Annotated in this window: 19 protein-coding genes; 16 read left to right on the top strand and 3 right to left on the bottom strand. The window is 62.2% G+C overall.

Translation table 11 applies throughout. The features are described from left to right. The 3 genes from FJ940_RS06765 (at position 1) to FJ940_RS06755 (ending at position 1829) form a co-directional block, all read left to right on the top strand. The gene (locus FJ940_RS06765) at positions 1-564 is read left to right on the top strand and encodes a GNAT family N-acetyltransferase (RefSeq protein WP_140501320.1); all 564 of its coding nucleotides are present in this window, start codon (positions 1-3) and stop codon (positions 562-564) included. A 96-nt stretch (positions 565-660) separates the two neighbouring features. Then, the gene (locus FJ940_RS06760; protein ID WP_140501321.1) at positions 661-1218 is read left to right on the top strand and encodes an OmpA family protein; all 558 of its coding nucleotides are present in this window, start codon (positions 661-663) and stop codon (positions 1216-1218) included. A gap of 143 nt (positions 1219-1361) precedes the next feature. Continuing rightward, positions 1362-1829, top strand: a complete 468-nt coding sequence (locus tag FJ940_RS06755; RefSeq protein ID WP_140501323.1) for a DUF1203 domain-containing protein — start codon at positions 1362-1364, stop codon at positions 1827-1829. Between the two features lie 376 nt (positions 1830-2205). On the opposite strand, the gene ald is transcribed toward FJ940_RS06755, so the two are convergent. Beyond that, complete coding sequence (ald, locus tag FJ940_RS06750; protein WP_140501325.1) at positions 2206-3321, bottom strand: alanine dehydrogenase; 1116 nt, start codon at positions 3319-3321, stop codon at positions 2206-2208. A 158-nt stretch (positions 3322-3479) separates the two neighbouring features. Here ald and FJ940_RS06745 point away from each other — a divergent pair, with 158 nt between their 5' ends. Beyond that, complete coding sequence (locus tag FJ940_RS06745; protein ID WP_140557269.1) at positions 3480-3953, top strand: Lrp/AsnC family transcriptional regulator; 474 nt, start codon at positions 3480-3482, stop codon at positions 3951-3953. 30 nt (positions 3954-3983) lie between these two features. On the opposite strand, the gene FJ940_RS06740 is transcribed toward FJ940_RS06745, so the two are convergent. Beyond that, entirely contained in the window at positions 3984-4643 is a 660-nt protein-coding gene (locus FJ940_RS06740; RefSeq protein ID WP_140515432.1) for a 5-formyltetrahydrofolate cyclo-ligase, read from the bottom strand. 165 nt (positions 4644-4808) lie between these two features. On the opposite strand from FJ940_RS06740, the gene FJ940_RS06735 reads away from it, so the two are divergent. The 7 genes from FJ940_RS06735 to FJ940_RS06710 all read left to right on the top strand — a co-directional run bounded on the left by FJ940_RS06735 (position 4809) and on the right by FJ940_RS06710 (position 11264). After that, positions 4809-6074, top strand: a complete 1266-nt coding sequence (locus FJ940_RS06735) for an NAD(P)/FAD-dependent oxidoreductase (protein ID WP_140655931.1) — start codon at positions 4809-4811, stop codon at positions 6072-6074. Positions 6075-6222: 148 nt separating this feature from the next. Next, positions 6223-8202 carry a bifunctional 2',3'-cyclic-nucleotide 2'-phosphodiesterase/3'-nucleotidase gene (locus FJ940_RS06730; RefSeq protein ID WP_140564583.1) on the top strand — a complete coding sequence of 660 codons (1980 nt, stop codon included), beginning with the start codon at positions 6223-6225 and terminating at the stop codon, positions 8200-8202. Positions 8203-8402: 200 nt separating this feature from the next. After that, on the top strand, positions 8403-8537 hold the full coding sequence (locus FJ940_RS28960) for a hypothetical protein (protein ID WP_263483007.1): 135 nt from the start codon (positions 8403-8405) through the stop codon (positions 8535-8537). A 117-nt stretch (positions 8538-8654) separates the two neighbouring features. Next, on the top strand, positions 8655-8945 hold the full coding sequence (locus tag FJ940_RS06725) for a Dabb family protein (RefSeq protein WP_140501335.1): 291 nt from the start codon (positions 8655-8657) through the stop codon (positions 8943-8945). A gap of 48 nt (positions 8946-8993) precedes the next feature. Next, positions 8994-9884, top strand: a complete 891-nt coding sequence (locus tag FJ940_RS06720; protein ID WP_140564730.1) for a VOC family protein — start codon at positions 8994-8996, stop codon at positions 9882-9884. Beyond that, complete coding sequence (gene kdsA, locus FJ940_RS06715; RefSeq protein WP_140525506.1) at positions 9881-10726, top strand: 3-deoxy-8-phosphooctulonate synthase; 846 nt, start codon at positions 9881-9883, stop codon at positions 10724-10726. The genes FJ940_RS06720 and kdsA overlap by 4 nt, the downstream gene beginning before the upstream one ends. Positions 10727-10898: 172 nt before the next feature. Continuing rightward, positions 10899-11264: a PRC-barrel domain-containing protein gene (locus FJ940_RS06710; protein WP_140501340.1), complete on the top strand. Its 366-nt coding sequence runs from the start codon at positions 10899-10901 to the stop codon at positions 11262-11264. Positions 11265-11332: 68 nt separating this feature from the next. Here the strand turns inward: FJ940_RS06710 and FJ940_RS28955 are convergent, their stop codons facing one another. Further along, positions 11333-11455, bottom strand: a complete 123-nt coding sequence (locus tag FJ940_RS28955) for a hypothetical protein (protein WP_263483006.1) — start codon at positions 11453-11455, stop codon at positions 11333-11335. 199 nt (positions 11456-11654) lie between these two features. Here FJ940_RS28955 and eno point away from each other — a divergent pair, with 199 nt between their 5' ends. The 5 genes from eno to FJ940_RS06685 all read left to right on the top strand — a co-directional run. Then, positions 11655-12929, top strand: coding sequence for a phosphopyruvate hydratase (gene eno, locus FJ940_RS06705; protein WP_140501342.1), 1275 nt, complete (start codon positions 11655-11657; stop codon positions 12927-12929). A gap of 157 nt (positions 12930-13086) precedes the next feature. Next, positions 13087-13410, top strand: coding sequence for a septum formation initiator family protein (locus tag FJ940_RS06700; RefSeq protein ID WP_140501344.1), 324 nt, complete (start codon positions 13087-13089; stop codon positions 13408-13410). Between the two features lie 214 nt (positions 13411-13624). Next, positions 13625-14662, top strand: a complete 1038-nt coding sequence (pdhA, locus tag FJ940_RS06695) for a pyruvate dehydrogenase (acetyl-transferring) E1 component subunit alpha (RefSeq protein ID WP_140501346.1) — start codon at positions 13625-13627, stop codon at positions 14660-14662. Between the two features lie 15 nt (positions 14663-14677). Next, a complete protein-coding gene (locus tag FJ940_RS06690; RefSeq protein WP_140501348.1) occupies positions 14678-16069 on the top strand; it encodes a pyruvate dehydrogenase complex E1 component subunit beta in 1392 nt (463 codons plus the stop codon). 18 nt (positions 16070-16087) lie between these two features. After that, positions 16088-16489 (top strand): biotin/lipoyl-containing protein (locus FJ940_RS06685; protein ID WP_246672552.1); only part of this gene is annotated, 402 nt, incomplete at its 3' end.

The following is a 16489-nucleotide window of genomic DNA, read 5'->3' as shown; positions in this document are numbered from 1 at the left end:
ATGGAAAACGGCGAGCTGAAGGACATCGAAGTCACGGTGACGTTCCTCGAGATGCATGCGCCACCGGCCGTGTCGCCGCCCATGCCCTACAACCGCCAGGTCGCACTCCTGAAAACTAAGGACATTCCGCTGCATTTCTACCGGTACCTGATGGATCGGGTGGGGCGTAAATGGCACTGGGTCAATGTGCTGAGGCTGGATGACGACGAGCTTTCGGCCGGCATCCACCGCGAGGATCGCGACATCAGGGTGCTCTATCTCGATGGCGCGCCCGCCGGTTTTTTCGACCTCAAGCCGCATCTGCCGGAAGAAGTCGAGCTTGCCTATTTCGGCATGATGGAACACGCCACCGGGCAAGGCATCGGCCGCTGGTTCCTGGGATCGGCGATCGCCGCGGCTTGGTCGTATGGACCGAAGCGGGTGACGGTGCAGACCTGCACGCTCGACCATCCTGCTGCCTTGCCGCTCTACCAGAAGCTCGGCTTCGCGCCGGTGGCGCAGAAGAAGGAGACCGTTCACCCTCTGCCCTTCGCCGAGCGCTCGGCCAGCGTCATGCGGCCATAGCGACGCCCTCACAAAAGCTGAACCTCTCGTTCATCCGCGCTTCAGCCTGTCTCTGCCATCTTGCCCGCACATAATACGGGCCGAAGGAGAAAAGACATGCTGACCCGCCGTACCCTTGCCGCCGCGCTGATCGCGGCAATCGCAATGCCCGGTCTCGCCGCCGCGCAGGCGACAACGCCTTCGGCCGCAACCATCGAACGAAAGCTCGAGGCGGCACCCCGCGTGAAGCTGCGCCCGAACGAGCGCGTCACCATCCGTGAGTTCAAGCGCCGGCCGGACCTGCGCCGCATGGCCCGGTCGATCGATATCCAGTCGATCAATTTCGCTTTCGGCTCGGCCGCGATCTCCAGCTCGCAATACGACAAGATCGACACTATCGCCGATGCGTTGCAGCGTATCCTGCGCCGCAACCCCGGGGCGCGCGTCCTCATCGAGGGCCATACCGACGCCGTCGGCTCCTTCCAATCGAACCGGATCCTGTCGGAACAGCGCGCCGCCTCGCTGAAGCGCACGCTGGTGCGCGAGTTCGGCGTGCCGGCCTATGCTTTGGAGACGGTCGGTTATGGCGAGGAATTCCTGCTGGTGCAGACGCAGAACGAAAACTGGCGGAACCGGCGGGTCACCCTCCGTCGCTTTGACGACTTCATTCGCTGAGGGAGTTCCGACAATCCGGTGAAGTTCGCCTTGCCTTGGTCGGCTGGAACAAGCCGACCAAGGGCCAATGATTGTCAGGAATCGGGTGGGAGGCGGGGGCTGATGCGCATAATTTCCGATCAACGACATCGGAGATTTTCGCCATGACCATCCAGTTCAAAGCCTTGCCGACACAAGATATACGAGCGCTTCAGCGCGGCGGGCCCGATGCCTATGGAAACACGCCCGAGCGTAAGGTCTCCGACGGCGACGGCATGCCATGCCGGCATTGCCTGAAGAACATCGCCGACGGAGACGACTATCTCATCCTGGCCTACCGGCCATTCCCCAAACTTCAGCCCTATGCCGAGACCGGACCGATCTTCCTTCACGCGCAGGAATGCGAGCGCGCCGCGGAATCTCAGGCACTTCCCGAAATTCTCGAAGGCCCGGACTATATAGTGCGCGGCTACGGCAGGGATGACCGCATCGTCTATGGCAGCGGTGGCGTCATTGCGACCGATGCGATCGCCGCGCGCGCCGAGGCTCTCTTGGAACGCGACGAGATTGCCTACGTGCATGTCCGCTCGGCGCGCAACAATTGCTTCCAGTGCCGGATCGAACGTGTCTGACGGGCGCATGTGGCGGTGCGATAGCGGAGCGCTGTCGTACTCCTGTCATACCATTGCGGTACACGGGTAGCCGTCGATCGATTTGTCGACCGCGGATGAACCGGCGGCAAATCTCGACATCGAGGAAGCGGGGCCTTGGCTCCGCTTTTTTGTTTGCCTGAACCTTCCACAGAAATTTTCTGCGCAAAGAAGCATATGGGCTTCGACTATTTGCCTGGAGGGCTCAGTTAAACTTGCAATTGGCGCCGAGACGCAGGTTGCAGCGCATGTTTCAGGCCCGAGCCTGGTGCAGGCCTGACAGCCGCCAATCTGGAAAGAAAAAACCCGCCGGGAATGACCGGCGGGCTGACGGGAGGCAGGTATCCTCTCAGGAGAATCAGGCCGCGAGAACCGCCTTCGGCTCGACCAGTTCGTAGCCGAGCGCTTCGGCGACCGCACGGTTGGTGATCTTGCCTCTGTGGACGTTGAGTCCATTACGCAGATGATGGTCGTCGACCAGCGCCTTCAGGCCCTTGTCGGCGAGCTGAAGGCCATAGTGCAGCGTCGCGTTGTTGAGTGCATGTGCTGAGGTGACCGGCACGGCGCCCGGCATGTTGGCGACGCAATAGTGGATGACGCCGTCGACCTCGTAGGTCGGCTCGGCATGTGTGGTCGCGTGCGAGGTCTCGAAGCAGCCGCCCTGGTCGATGGCAACGTCGACCAGCACCGACCCCTTCTTCATGCCCGAAAGCATTTCGCGCGAGACCAGCTTCGGCGCCGCAGCACCCGGGATCAGCACGGCGCCGACAACGATGTCGGCGGAAAAGCACTCTTCTTCCAGAGCCTCCACGGTCGAGTAGCGGGTATGGACGCGGCCGGCAAAGAGGTCATCGAGCTGGCGCAGGCGCGGGATCGAGCGGTCGATGATGGTGACGTCGGCGCCCAGGCCAGCCGCCATCCTGGCTGCGTGCAGGCCGACGACGCCGCCGCCGAGCACGGTGACCTTGCCGGGCAGCACGCCGGGCACGCCGCCGAGCAGCACGCCGCGGCCGCCATTGGCCTTCTGCAGCGCCGTGGCGCCGGCCTGGATCGACAGGCGGCCGGCGACTTCCGACATCGGCGCCAGCAACGGCAGGCCGCCCCGGTCATCGGTCACCGTTTCATAGGCGATGGCGGTAACGCCCGAAGCGAGCAGGCCCTTGGTCTGTTCCGGATCCGGAGCGAGGTGAAGATAGGTGTAGAGGATCTGGCCATCGCGCAATTGGGCCCATTCGTTAGGCTGCGGCTCCTTCACCTTGACGATCATATCCGACTTGGCGAACACATCGGCCGCCGTCTTGGCGATGGTGGCGCCGGCGGCGCGATAGGCGTTGTCGTCGGCGCCAATGCCAGCCCCGGCGCCGGTCTCGACCAGCACCTCATGTCCGTGGGCGACATATTCGCGGACCGAGCCGGGCGTAAGTCCGACGCGATATTCATGGTTCTTGATTTCCCGGGGGCAGCCGACGCGCATTTTCTTTTCTCCTGACACGGCCCTTCGGGGCTCGTTCCCTGTATTGACGTAGTCAACCACGAATCGTTGCGTAAGTGTTTGCGAATGCACTTGCAGGAGGGCTCACTATTCGATAATTGTTGCGTAAAATGCATAAACATTCGCAGGAATCACGAAGAATGCCGCTCGACAGGATTGATATCGCCATTCTGGAGACATTGCAGAAGGATGGCCGGATGCCGAACGCCGCCCTTGCCGAAAGGGTCGGCCTGTCCCAGTCGGCCTGTTCGCGCCGGCTCGACAATCTGGAGAAATCCGGAACCATCCGCGGCTATCATGCCCGGCTTTCCAATGCAGCACTTGGTCACCAGATGACGGCGATCGTGCACATATCGCTGTCGGGCCAGTTCGAGAAGACGCTGTCGGATTTCGAGGCTGCGATCAAGCGCTGCCCGAACGTGCTGTCCTGCCACCTGATGTCGGGCGAGTACGACTACATCCTCAGGATCGCGGCCAAGGACCTTGCCGACTACGAACGCATCCACAAGGAGTGGCTGTCGGCGATGCCGCATGTGACGAAGATCAATTCGTCTTTTGCCCTGCGCGAAATCATCGACCGGACGGCGATGGGCCTGAAGCCCGAAATGGCCTGAGCATTCTCAGCCTTCCACGCCTTCAGCCGTCTACGCCTTGGCAGCCTCCGTCACGATCCGGTCCATCGGGATATCGTGCGGCTGCGGGTAGATGGTGGCGATTCGCTGCAATTCGTAGCCGACGCCGATGACCAGCGGCTTGAACGGCATCGCCGCCAGCGTTCGGTCGTAGAACCCGCCGCCATAGCCCAGGCGATAATTGCCGGAATCGATGCCGACGATCGGCGAGATGACGATGTCGGGCAAGACCGGTTCGCCCTCGGCCGGAATCGGAATGTTCCACACGCCCTTCTCCAGCCGGTCGCCCGGAACATAGGCCCGGAAGATCAGCGGCTGTGCCTTTTCGATGACGACGGGCAGCGCGGTGCGCCCGCCTCGTTCATTGATGGCGGCCATCCATGGCCGCAGGTCCGGCTCGCCGCGAAACGGCCAATAGAGGCTGACCATGCGGCCGTCGATATCGCCGATCGCCGCGTCGAGGGCTCCGGCGATGCTCTGCGACATCGCCGTTCGCGCATCGGCGGAAACCGCGAGACGCGCCGCGATCAGGCGTTCCCGTTCGGCCTTGCGCCATCGTCTGACGTCGGTCCAATCGGATATCGGCGCGTGAAACGCGGGATCGAGTTCGTGCATGAAGCATGGCGGCGAGGAATATTGCGCCGGACCCTGGTCGTCGTGATCGTTGGCCATGCTTCACCTCATCGCTGTTTTCCATAACGCTATACCCGGCGGGGGGATGCGACATGTGCATTCACGACATGGAACGACGAGTCTCGGGCACGGCCTTCGTGTTGTTGCATTGCACAAAAGCTCCTACATCAAAGGCATGCGATATTGCTGGTCAGGGTGAATGCGATGGATCAAGCCAATCACCATGTCGTCGTCGTAGGGGCGGGGTTCGGCGGCCTCGAATTCACCCGCGCTCTCGCCGGTGCGTCCGTGCGCATCACCATGATCGACAAACGCAATCACCATCTTTTCCAGCCGCTGCTCTACCAGGTCGCAACGACAGCGCTGGCGACCTCGGAGGTCGCCTGGCCGATCCGCCACCTGCTGCGCAAGCGCAAGGACGTGACGACGCTGCTCGCCAATGTCACCGGCATCGACCGAGCCGGAAAACGCGTGCTGCTCGATGACGGCAGCACCGTCGCCTACGACACGCTGGTGCTCGCCACCGGCGCCCGACACGCCTATTTCGGCCACGACGAATGGGAGCCGTTCGCGCCAGGGCTGAAGACGCTGGAGGACGCCACCACCATCCGACGGCGCATTCTGCTCGCCTTCGAGCAGGCCGAACGGGAAACCGATCCTGCCAGGCGCCAGGCGCTGCTGACGATCGCGATCGTCGGCGGCGGTCCGACCGGTGTCGAACTTGCCGGCACCATTGCCGAACTGGCGCACGACACACTGCGCGGCGAATTCCGCAACATCGACACGCGCGAGACGCGTGTGGTGCTGATCGAGGCTGGCGACCGCATATTGGCCAATTTCGCACCGAAACTGTCCGATTATGCCGGAAAGGCGTTGAAGCGGCTCGGCGTGACGATCGAACTCGGCCGGGCGGTCACGCGCTGCGACGCCGAGGGCGTCGTCTTCGGCGACACGCATCTGCCGGCGAGGACCATATTGTGGGCGGCGGGCGTTGCCGCTTCGCCGGCAGCCGAATGGCTGGGCGCCGCCGCCGACCGGGCGGGAAGGGTGCTGGTTGAACCCGATCTCACCGTGCCGGGCAGCCCCGAGATTTTCGTCATCGGCGACGCCGCTCTCGTGCTGCGGCCCGATGGACGGCCAGTTCCCGGCGTGGCGCCTTCCGCCAAGCAGGAGGGCCGCCATGTTGCCGCGACCATCAAGGCCAGGCTTGCCGGCGATACGAGCGTACGGCCGTTCCACTACAAGCATGGCGGTGACCTGGCCACGATCGGCAAGCGCGCCGCGGCGATCGATTTCGGCTGGATCAGGCTGACCGGCTGGCCGGCCTGGTGGCTGTGGGGACTGGCGCACATCTATTTCCTGATCGGCTTCCGCAACCGGCTCGCGGTGTCGCTGAGCTGGCTATGGATCTACGTCACGGGCCAACGCAGCGCCCGCCTGATCACGCAGGGCGACGACGACAAGGGCTGATCTTCCGCGCTTGCGCCCGTTCATCCGCGCGTCATCTGTTGCTGATCTGACAGCTCCGACGCGCGCAACTTCTTGAATGGACTCGAATAGGTTTCAGCGCGAAGTTCGCTTCGGGCAGGGTCTTTCGTGTCGTCGAAAAGGAGAAAACATGTCGCAGCCGCTCCATTCCGTCTCCCGCCGCGGTCTCCTCGCGGGCGCCGCCGCCACGGGCGCGCTAATTGCGCTTCACCCTTTCTCCGCCCGCGCCCAGGCCAACCAGGCGCATCTCCGGATCATGGAGACCACCGACATCCATGTGAATGTGCTGCCCTATGACTATTACGCCGACAAAGCGAATGACACGATGGGACTGTCGCGCACGGCCTCCCTGATCGACGCGGTGCGCAAGCAAGCCGTTAATTCGATGCTGATCGACAATGGCGACCTGCTGCAGGGCAATCCGATGGGCGACTACATCGCCTATGAGAAGGGCATGAAGGACGGTGACCTGCATCCGATCATGAAAGGCATGAACCTGCTCGGCTACGAGTGCTCGACGTTGGGCAACCACGAATTCAACTACGGCCTGTCCTTCATGGACAAGGTTCTGGCCGGCGCCAATTTCCCCTTCGTCTGCGCCAACCTGATCCGCGGCACCGAGCTTGCCGCGAACCCGCGCGACGACAAGCTCTACCTCAAGCCCTACGTCATCCTCGACAAGAAGATCAGCGACGGTTCAGGCACCGAGCAACCGATCAGGATTGGCATCATCGGCTTCGTGCCGCCGCAGATCATGGTCTGGGATCTCAAGAACCTCGAAGGTAATGTCAGAACGCGCGACATTGTCGAGGCCGCCAAGGCCTGGGTGCCGCAGATGAAGGAAGAGGGCGCCGACATTATCATCGCGCTCTCGCATTCTGGCATCGACGTCAAGCAGGGCGATATGATGGAGAACGCATCGTTCTTTGTCGCCGGCGTCGAAGGCATCGACGCGGTGTTCACGGGTCACCAGCATCTGGTGTTCCCTGGCAAGAAGGATTTTCAGGCGCTCGAAGGCGTCGATGCGCAAAAGGGTACGCTGCAGGGCAAGCCGGCCGTCATGGGCGGCTTCTGGGGCTCGCATATGGGCCTGATCGACCTGATGCTGGAGCGCGACGGCTCGAAATGGAAGATCGTGTCCGCCACCTCGGAAGCGCGGCCGATCTTCGAACGTGTCGACAACAAGAACAAGCCGACTGTCGCGGACGACAACCGCATCATCGCCGCGCTCGAGCAGGACCACCAGGCAACGCTCGCCTATGTGCGTCGTCCCGTCGGCAAGACCGCAGCGCCGCTCTATTCCTATTTCGCGCTGGTCGCCGACGATCCGTCGGTTCAGGTCGTCAGCCAGGCGCAGACCTGGTACCTTCAGGACATCCTGAAAAACACACAATGGAAGGACGTGCCGCTGCTGTCGGCGGCAGCCCCCTTCAAGGCCGGCGGGCGCAACGGCGCCGACTACTACACCGATGTGCCGGCAGGCGACATCGCCATCAAGAACGTCGCCGACCTCTACCTTTATCCCAACACCGTGCGGGCCGTTGAGATCACCGGAGCGCAGGTCAAGGAATGGCTGGAAATGTCGGCCGGCATCTTCAACCGGATCGAACCTGGCAAGGCCGACCAGGCGCTCATCAACACCGACTTTCCGTCCTACAATTTCGATGTTATCGACGGCGTCACCTACAGAATAGATCTGTCGCAGCCGCCGAAATACGATGCCAAGGGCGGGCTGGCGAATGCTAGTGCCAATCGCATCGTCGGCCTGATGTTCGACGGCAAACCGATTGATCCCAATCAGAAATTTGTCGTTGCAACGAACAATTACCGGGCCGGCGGCGGCGGCAATTTTCCTGACATCGACGCTTCCAAAATTATCTACGAAGCGCCAGACACCAACCGCGACGTCATCGTCCGCTACATCGTCAAGCAGGGCACCATCAACCCGTCGGCGGACGGCAACTGGTCGTTCGCGCCGCTGCCCGGAACCAGCGTCGTGTTCGAGACAGGGCCCCAGGCGAAGGACCTCATCGCCGAAGTGAAGTCATTGAAGATCGAGCCGGCGGGCGCCGGCGAGGCAGGATTTGCGAAATACCGCATCCTTCTCTGACCGCCATTCGCAATTGGGACGCGGGCCATTTCTGGATCATGTCCGGCCAGTCGCCGGCGACGAGATCGAAGGCGCGCCGGCATAGATTTGGCAGTTCCAGGTGCCGAGAGCTCACATACCGGACGAGGGTCGACACGGATCCCATCTTTGCCTGGCGGAAACGTCTATGAGCACAGCCGGGCTTATGCGATAGATTAGCCATGCGTTATGTCATCGTCATCGCCGCCGTTGCGTTCTTCCTGATCTGGGACGGTCTCTACAACCAGGGCCGGTACCTCGATATGACGGTGAGGAATGTCTCTCACGTGGTGCGTTACGTCACCGGCAAGGTCTAGTCCCGTTCAGGTCTCATGCATCCCGGGCGCGTCGCAAGGACGCGCGGCACCCTGAACGGTTGACCTGACGGTTTCGTCGTCACAAAAGACCCCGGATTTTTGATCGAGGAGGCGGGGTTGATCCGGCATATCGTTTTCTTCAGCGCGCGGCGTGGCGAGGATGTGGAGGCAGTGCGCTCTGGGCTGCTGGCGCTCGGCGGCATTCCCCATTCCAGCCTGTTCGAGGTGACGCTGAACACCAAGGTCGATCCGCTGTCGGATGAGATCGACGTGGTCGTCTATGCCGAATTCACGGATGCCGCCGCATTGGCCGCCTACAAGGCGCATCCGCTCTATGCGCAGACCACCAGCAGGGTCAAGCCATTGCGCGAACTGCGTTATTCCGCCGATGTGGTGGCCGGAAGCTGATTCGAGCGCCCTTGAACCCTTTTGCGCAATGATGCACACCGCGCTGGCATGATCCAAACACCACCCACAGGCACTCATCCGCTCGATCACCTCGTGCTGCCGACCTCGAGCCTGGATGTGGCGCGGGCGCGGCTAACGGCCCTCGGCTTCATCGTCGCGCCGACAGGCATCCATCCATTCGGCACGGAAAATTGCTGCGTCTTCCTCGCGGACGGCACCTATCTGGAACCGCTGGCTGTAGGCGATGATCAGGCCGCGATGAAGGCCGCCGGCCAGGGCAATGTCTTCGTCGCGCGCGACCGGCTCTATCGTGACCGCAATGGCAATGAAGGTTTTTCCGCCGTGGTCCTGACCACGGACGACGCCGATGCGGACCATGCACGCTTTGTCGATGCGAGCCTGTCGGGCGGGGACATGCTGGGCTTTTCGCGGGCGTTCACCGGCGCTGCCGGCAAAAGCGACATGGCGTCATTCAAACTGGCCTTCGCGTCGACCGGGGGTTCAACCGATGCGTTCCTGTTCGCCTGCCAGCGCGTCAACGCGCCGGAAGTGGACCGCACAGCGCTGCAGGCTCATGCCAACGGTGCCACGGGAATTGTCGAGATCGTGGCGATCAGCGACGAGCCCGCCGAGCAGCGCCGGCTGATTTCCGTGGCAGTAAACGATCCGACGGCTGACGCGCGCGCCTCCATTTTTCGTCTACCTAACGCTATCTTGGCTGTACTCGACCCGGCCTCTTTCACGGCACGCTTTGGCGTGCCCGCCGGTAAGCCGACGCAACTCCGCTTCGCGGCAGTCGTCTTTTCGGTTCGGCGTGCCGCTGTGGCGGCAGGTCTGCTTGCAGCCAATTCCATCAGATACGATATGTCGGGCAGTGATATCGTCGTGCAGCCGACATCCGGGCAGGGCGCGGCCTTCATCTTTCGGGAGATACAATGAGCAACGCCTTGGCGCCCAATTCATCGGTAACCGTCGGCAATGTCGTCTTCGACAACGCAGCACCGCTGTCGCTGATTGCCGGCCCCTGCCAGTTCGAATCACGCCAGCATGCCTTCGACATGGCCGGCGCGCTGAAGGAATTGACAGGCAGGTTGGGCATCGGCCTCGTCTACAAGACCAGCTACGACAAGGCCAACCGCACCTCCCTGTCGGCTACACGCGGTGCCGGCATGGAAGCGGCGCTCCCGGTCTTCGACGAGTTGCGCAAGGAATTCTCCTTGCCGGTACTGACCGACGTCCACACCGAGGAACAGTGCGCCATCGTTGCGCCGCATGTCGACGTGCTGCAGATCCCGGCCTTCCTGTCGCGCCAGACCGACATGCTGGTTGCCGCCGCAAGGACGGGCAAGGTGATCAACGTCAAGAAGGGACAGTTCCTCGCGCCCTGGGACATGAAGAACGTGGTGGCCAAGATCACCGGCTCCGGCAACCCCAATGTCTTGACCACCGAGCGCGGCGCCTCGTTCGGCTACAACACGCTTGTCTCGGACATGCGGGCCCTGCCCATTATGGCCGACATCGGCGCGCCTGTGATTTTCGACGCCACCCATTCGGTCCAGCAGCCGGGCGGGCAGGGTGGTTCCTCCGGCGGCGAACGCCGCTTTGTCGAGACCTTGGCCCGCGCGGCTGTCGCTGTCGGCGTTGCCGGCGTCTTCATCGAGACCCACCAGGATCCGGATAATTCGACCTCGTCCGACGGACCGAACATGGTGCCGCTGAAGGACATGCCGGCACTTCTGGAAAGGTTGATGGCGTTCGATCGGGTAGCGAAGGCCCGCTGACCCGGCGCAGCTGAAGGTCGTCGCCGCGGAGGGCATATATCGGCCTGCCACGTCAGTAAGAAGTCACCTTTATACAGGTGGAAAAAGTCGAACAGACCGGCGGAAAAGTCGGGAACCTTCGATCTCGCCCCTCATTGTGAAAGTCCAGAGCAACGACAATGAGGAGCACATCATGACAACCCAGGCAGGACACACAGAGGCTATCGCTGCTTCGCGGGTCATCGGCACATCCGTCTATAACACCGAAGGCACGAAGATCGGCAGCATCGAGGACGTCATGCTCGACAAGCTGTCCAACGGCATCATGTTCGCTGTGATCGGTTTTGGCGGCTTTCTCGGCATGGGTGAAAAATATCACGCCATCCCGTGGGCGAGTTTGGATTACGATGAGGATAGGGGCGGCTATGTCGTGCCATTCTCGAAGGACCAGCTGAAAGCCGCTCCCGCCTATTCGATCAACGAGCTGACGGGCGCCGATGGCGAGGCCGCACGTGACGCCTCCTACAATTACTACAAGGTCGAGCCTTACTGGCATTGACCGGCCAGCCTGACGTGAAAAGGCCCCCGCAAACCAGCGGGGGCCTTTTACATGATCGCCTGCCGTGCTTACTCCGCGCTGCGGAGGGTCGACAGTTGCACCGCGCCCTGTGGAGGCTGCTGGTTGTCGCAGGACGTCAGGAACGCCGCCGCGATCAGGAACAAACTCACGATACCGCTTAACTCGGACATGGCGAAACTCCTCCTGTTTCGCCCCGCGCAACCGCCATCATAGACCGGCGGCCATCCTATGGCGCATGACTTATGATGACAGGAATTTGCGCTTCGTGAATCGCGCCGGCGGCAATAATTGGCGGTGGCCCGATTGCCTTTTGCGCCGCTTTGGCTAAGACGGGCGCGACGTTTCGTCAGATCAATCGGGGACATCGCAATGACCGCCATCATCGACATTGTCGGGCGTGAAATCCTGGACAGCCGTGGAAATCCGACCGTCGAGGTCGATGTCGTGCTCGAAGACGGTTCGATGGGCCGCGCGGCCGTGCCGTCTGGAGCTTCCACCGGCGCGCATGAAGCCGTCGAACTGCGCGACGGCGGCGCCCGCTATCTCGGCAAGGGCGTGCTGCGGGCCGTCGAGGCGGTCAACGGCGAACTGTTCGAGGCAATCGGCGGCATGGAAGCCGAAAACCAGATCCACATCGACCAGACCATGATCGAACTCGACGGCACGCCCAACAAGAGCCGGCTCGGCGCCAACGCTATTCTCGGCGTGTCGCTGGCGGTGGCCAAGGCCGCGGCCGAAGCCGCCGGCCTGCCGCTCTATCGTTACGTCGGCGGCACCAAGGCGCATCTGCTGCCGGTACCGATGATGAACATCATCAATGGCGGCGCCCATGCCGACAACCCGATCGATTTCCAGGAATTCATGATCCTGCCGGTCGGTGCGCCAACGCTGCGCGAAGGCGTGCGCTGGGGTTCTGAGGTCTTCCACACGCTGAGGAAGAAGCTGAAGGACGCCGGCCACAACACCAATGTCGGCGACGAAGGCGGCTTTGCCCCGAACCTGAAGAGCGCGCCGGTGGCGCTCGATTTCATCATGGAGTCGATCGAGCAGGCCGGCTTCAAGCCGGGCGAGGAGATTGCGCTCGGCCTCGATTGCGCTGCGACGGAATTCTTCAAGGACGGCAACTACGTCTATGAAGGCGAGAAGAAGACACGCGATCCGAAGGCGCAGGCGAAATACCTGGCCAAGCTCGCCGCCGATTATCCGATCATTTCGATCGAGGACGGCCTTGCCGAGGATGACTGGGAAGGCTGGAAATATCTGACCGACCTGATCGGCAAGAAGACGCAGCTCGTCGGCGATGATCTCTTCGTCACCAATACGGCGCGCCTGCGCGATGGCATCCGCATGGGGGTCGCCAATTCGATCCTGGTCAAGGTCAACCAGATCGGATCGCTGACCGAGACGCTCGATGCCGTCGAGACCGCGCACAAGGCCGGCTACACCGCCGTCATGTCGCATCGCTCGGGCGAGACCGAGGATTCGACCATCGCCGACCTCGCCGTCGCCACCAATTGCGGGCAGATCAAGACCGGATCGCTGTCGCGTTCCGACCGCATGGCCAAATACAACCAGCTCATCCGCATCGAGGAAGAACTCGGCAAGCAGGCGCGCTACGCCGGCAAGTCGATGTTGAAGGGCTGAGCCGGAGCATCTGACACAGGGATGGCGGTGAGGGGCGGGAATTCCCGCCCTTTTTCGTTGGAGCGCCTGTGGACGCGTCATCCGTAACCGTCCGTTAAGCACAATGGAGCGAAAAAGACCGTGGTCGCCCGAGTTCGCGACTGCGAGGGAACGGACGATGTGGACGCGTCAGCACAAACAGAGAAACACCGGCCGGCTGATCATCCCCTCGCTCTGCGCGGTGTTCCTGGCCTATTTCGGCTTTCATGCCTATCACGGCGAGTTCGGCATCAATTCGAAATACCAGCTGGAGGCCGAGACTGTTGCCCTGCAGGCCCAGCTCGATGCGATCAAGGCGCGCAGGATGGAGCTGGAACGGCGCGTCAAGCTGATGCACGACGGCACGCTGGAGAAGGACATGCTCGACGAGCAGGCGCGTAAGGCGCTGAATTTGTCCCAGGCCGACGAAATCACCATCATGTTGCCGGTCTCGGCAAAGTAACCAATATCAGGTTAATCACCAATATTTTCAATGATTCTAATTGCTTAGTCGCATGCCAGCTATGCAATTTCGACATGGCGGAACACGTTCTCACGTGTTAGCCTCCCCAAAATCAGTGGGGAGAGCTGATCTCCCCTGAGCAGATTTCATCTTGCTCGAGCAGATTTCATCTTGCTCGAAATGTCCGCGAAGAGACGCCAACAGGGAGTGATGCATGGCAACCGCAGCCAGGAAAGCGCCTGCCAAATCGAAATCCGACGGCAAATCGGGCCTTTCCGCGCCCAAACCAGTGGAATTCACCAAGGACGAGGAGCTTGCCGCCTACCGGCACATGCTGCTTATTCGCCGTTTCGAGGAAAAGGCCGGCCAGCTTTACGGGATGGGCTTCATCGGCGGCTTCTGCCATCTCTACATCGGCCAGGAAGCGGTCGTCACCGGTATGAAGATGGCGCTGATCGACGGTGACCAGATGATCACGGCCTACCGCGACCACGGTCATATGTTGGCGATGGAACTGTCGCCGCGTGGCGTCATGGCCGAACTGACCGGCCGCCGAGGCGGCCTGTCGAAGGGCAAGGGCGGCTCCATGCACATGTTCTCCAAGGAGAAGCATTTCTACGGTGGCCACGGCATCGTCGGCGCCCAGGTGTCGCTCGGCACGGGCCTGGCCTTTGCCAACCGCTATCGCAGCAACAACAATGTCACGCTGACCTATTTCGGCGACGGGGCCGCCAACCAGGGCCAGGTCTACGAAAGCTTCAACATGGCTTCGCTGTGGAAGCTGCCGGTGATCTACATCATCGAGAACAACCGCTATGCCATGGGCACCTCGGTATCGCGCTCCTCGGCGGAGACCGACTTCTCGAATCGCGGCGCCTCGTTCAAGATTCCCGGTATCCAGGTCGACGGCATGGACGTGCGTGCTGTCAAGGCCGCCGGCGATCTCGCCACCGAATGGTGCCGTGCCGGCAATGGGCCGCTGATCCTCGAAATGCAGACCTACCGCTATCGGGGCCATTCGATGTCCGACCCGGCGAAATACCGCTCCAAGGAAGAAGTGCAGAAGATGCGCTCCGAGCATGACCCGATCGAGCAGGTCAAAGCGCGGCTGATCCAGAAGAAGTGGGCAAGCGAGGACGAATTGAAGACCATCGACAAGGAGGTTCGCGACGTCGTCGCCGATGCCGCCGAGTTTGCCCAGCACGACGCCGAGCCGGATCCGTCCGAGCTCTGGACCGACATCGTATTGTAACGGGAGGGCAAGGACATGCCGATCGAAATTCTCATGCCCGCCCTTTCGCCGACCATGGAAGAGGGCAATCTTTCCAAGTGGTTGAAGAACGAGGGCGACAAGGTCGTCGCCGGCGACGTCATCGCCGAGATCGAAACCGACAAGGCGACGATGGAAGTCGAAGCTGTCGATGAGGGCACGCTTGCCAAGATCGTGGTTCCCGCAGGCACCGAAGGCGTCAAGGTCAACGCGGTGATCGCCGTGCTGGCTGTCGATGGCGAAGACGTCGACAAGGCCGGCGAAGGCATCGGTGAAGAGCCCGCCAAGACTGAGGCAAAGGCGCCGACACCGGCACCCGCTGCGGCCAAGAGCGAGGCAGCGGCGCCTGTGGCGGCCGCGCCGAAGACGGAAGTCGCCGCCGATCCTGACATACCCGCCGGGACCGAGATGGTCTCGACCACGGTGCGCGAAGCGCTGCGCGATGCGATGGCGGAGGAAATGCGCCGCGACGGCGATGTCTTCGTCATGGGCGAGGAAGTTGCCGAGTACCAGGGCGCCTACAAGATCACCCAAGGCCTGCTGCAGGAGTTCGGACCGCGTCGCGTCGTCGACACGCCGATCACCGAGCACGGCTTTGCCGGCGTCGGGGTCGGTGCGGCGATGGCTGGGCTGAAGCCGATCGTCGAATTCATGACCTTCAACTTCGCCATGCAGGCGATCGACCAGATCGTCAACTCGGCCGCCAAGACGCTCTACATGTCCGGCGGACAGATGGGCGCGCCGATCGTCTTCCGCGGGCCGAACGGCGCGGCGGCTCGCGTCGCCGCCCAGCATTCTCAGTGCTACGCCGCCTGGTACAGCCACATACCAGGCCTGAAGGTGGTGATGCCTTATACCGCCGCCGACGCCAAGGGACTGCTCAAGGCGGCGATCCGCGATCCGAACCCGGTCATCTTCCTCGAAAACGAAATCCTCTACGGCCAGTCCTTCGACGTGCCGAAGCTGGACGACTTCGTGCTGCCGATCGGCAAGGCGCGCATCCACAAATCAGGCAAGGACGTCACCATCGTCTCCTTCGGCATTGGCATGACCTATGCGGTCAAGGCCGAAGCGGAACTGCGCGGCATGGGCATCGACGCGGAGATCATCGATCTCAGGACCATCCGTCCGCTCGACTTCGACACCATCATCGCCTCGGTGAAGAAGACCAACCGGCTGGTCGTGGTGGAAGAAGGCTTCCCGCAGAACTCGGTCGGCGACCATGTCGCCAACCAGGTGTCGCAGCGAGCCTTCGATTTCCTCGACGCGCCGGTCATCACCATCGCCGGCAAGGACGTGCCGATGCCCTATGCGGCCAATCTCGAAAAGCTGGCTTTGCCGAATGTCGGCGAGGTCATCGAGGCCGTCAAAGCCGTCTCATATCGCTGAACCGGGCGGGAGGACACAATGCCAATCAACATCACCATGCCGGCCCTCTCGCCCACCATGGAAGAGGGCAATCTGTCGAAGTGGCTCGTGAAGGAGGGCGACAAGGTTTCGCCCGGCGATGTCATTGCCGAGATCGAGACCGACAAGGCGACGATGGAAGTCGAAGCCGTCGATGAGGGCACGGTGGCGAAACTGGTCGTTCCCGCCGGCACCGAAGGCGTCAAGGTCAATGCGCTGATCGCCGTGCTTGCCGCCGAGGGTGAGGACGCAAGTGCCGCCGCGAAAAGCGGTGGCGATGCCGCACCGGCGAAAGCGGAGCCTCCCAAGGCTGAGACATCGAAGACCGAGAGTCCCACCTCTCCGTCCGATGGGGGAGGTCGCGCCGCGGGTGAACCCACCGCCGCGCCCCCCCCCCCCGCC

Source organism: Mesorhizobium sp. B2-3-7, assembly GCF_006442695.1.
In the GTDB taxonomy this organism is placed as follows: Bacteria; Pseudomonadota; Alphaproteobacteria; order Rhizobiales; family Rhizobiaceae; genus Mesorhizobium.
Note: the sequence above shows the minus strand (reverse complement) of the source record. Positions and strands in the feature narration are given on the sequence as shown.

Bases quoted from the DNA above. Each gene is read 5' to 3' on its own strand.
- FJ940_RS06720 (WP_140564730.1), top strand. From the start codon at position 8,994: ATGATCCAAACACCACCCACAGGCACTCATCCGCTCGATCACCTCGTG.
- eno (WP_140501342.1), top strand. From the start codon at position 11,655: ATGACCGCCATCATCGACATTGTCGGGCGTGAAATCCTGGACAGCCGT.
- ald (WP_140501325.1), bottom strand. From the start codon at position 3,321: ATGCGCGTCGGCTGCCCCCGGGAAATCAAGAACCATGAATATCGCGTC.
- FJ940_RS06745 (WP_140557269.1), top strand. From the start codon at position 3,480: ATGCCGCTCGACAGGATTGATATCGCCATTCTGGAGACATTGCAGAAG.
- FJ940_RS06690 (WP_140501348.1), top strand. From the start codon at position 14,678: ATGCCGATCGAAATTCTCATGCCCGCCCTTTCGCCGACCATGGAAGAG.
- FJ940_RS06755 (WP_140501323.1), top strand. From the start codon at position 1,362: ATGACCATCCAGTTCAAAGCCTTGCCGACACAAGATATACGAGCGCTT.
- FJ940_RS28955 (WP_263483006.1), bottom strand. From the start codon at position 11,455: ATGTCCGAGTTAAGCGGTATCGTGAGTTTGTTCCTGATCGCGGCGGCG.
- FJ940_RS06760 (WP_140501321.1), top strand. From the start codon at position 661: ATGCTGACCCGCCGTACCCTTGCCGCCGCGCTGATCGCGGCAATCGCA.
- kdsA (WP_140525506.1), top strand. From the start codon at position 9,881: ATGAGCAACGCCTTGGCGCCCAATTCATCGGTAACCGTCGGCAATGTC.
- FJ940_RS06765 (WP_140501320.1), top strand. From the start codon at position 1: ATGGAAAACGGCGAGCTGAAGGACATCGAAGTCACGGTGACGTTCCTC.
- FJ940_RS06700 (WP_140501344.1), top strand. From the start codon at position 13,087: ATGTGGACGCGTCAGCACAAACAGAGAAACACCGGCCGGCTGATCATC.
- FJ940_RS06730 (WP_140564583.1), top strand. From the start codon at position 6,223: ATGTCGCAGCCGCTCCATTCCGTCTCCCGCCGCGGTCTCCTCGCGGGC.
- FJ940_RS06735 (WP_140655931.1), top strand. From the start codon at position 4,809: ATGGATCAAGCCAATCACCATGTCGTCGTCGTAGGGGCGGGGTTCGGC.
- FJ940_RS28960 (WP_263483007.1), top strand. From the start codon at position 8,403: ATGCGTTATGTCATCGTCATCGCCGCCGTTGCGTTCTTCCTGATCTGG.
- pdhA (WP_140501346.1), top strand. From the start codon at position 13,625: ATGGCAACCGCAGCCAGGAAAGCGCCTGCCAAATCGAAATCCGACGGC.
- FJ940_RS06740 (WP_140515432.1), bottom strand. From the start codon at position 4,643: ATGGCCAACGATCACGACGACCAGGGTCCGGCGCAATATTCCTCGCCG.
- FJ940_RS06710 (WP_140501340.1), top strand. From the start codon at position 10,899: ATGACAACCCAGGCAGGACACACAGAGGCTATCGCTGCTTCGCGGGTC.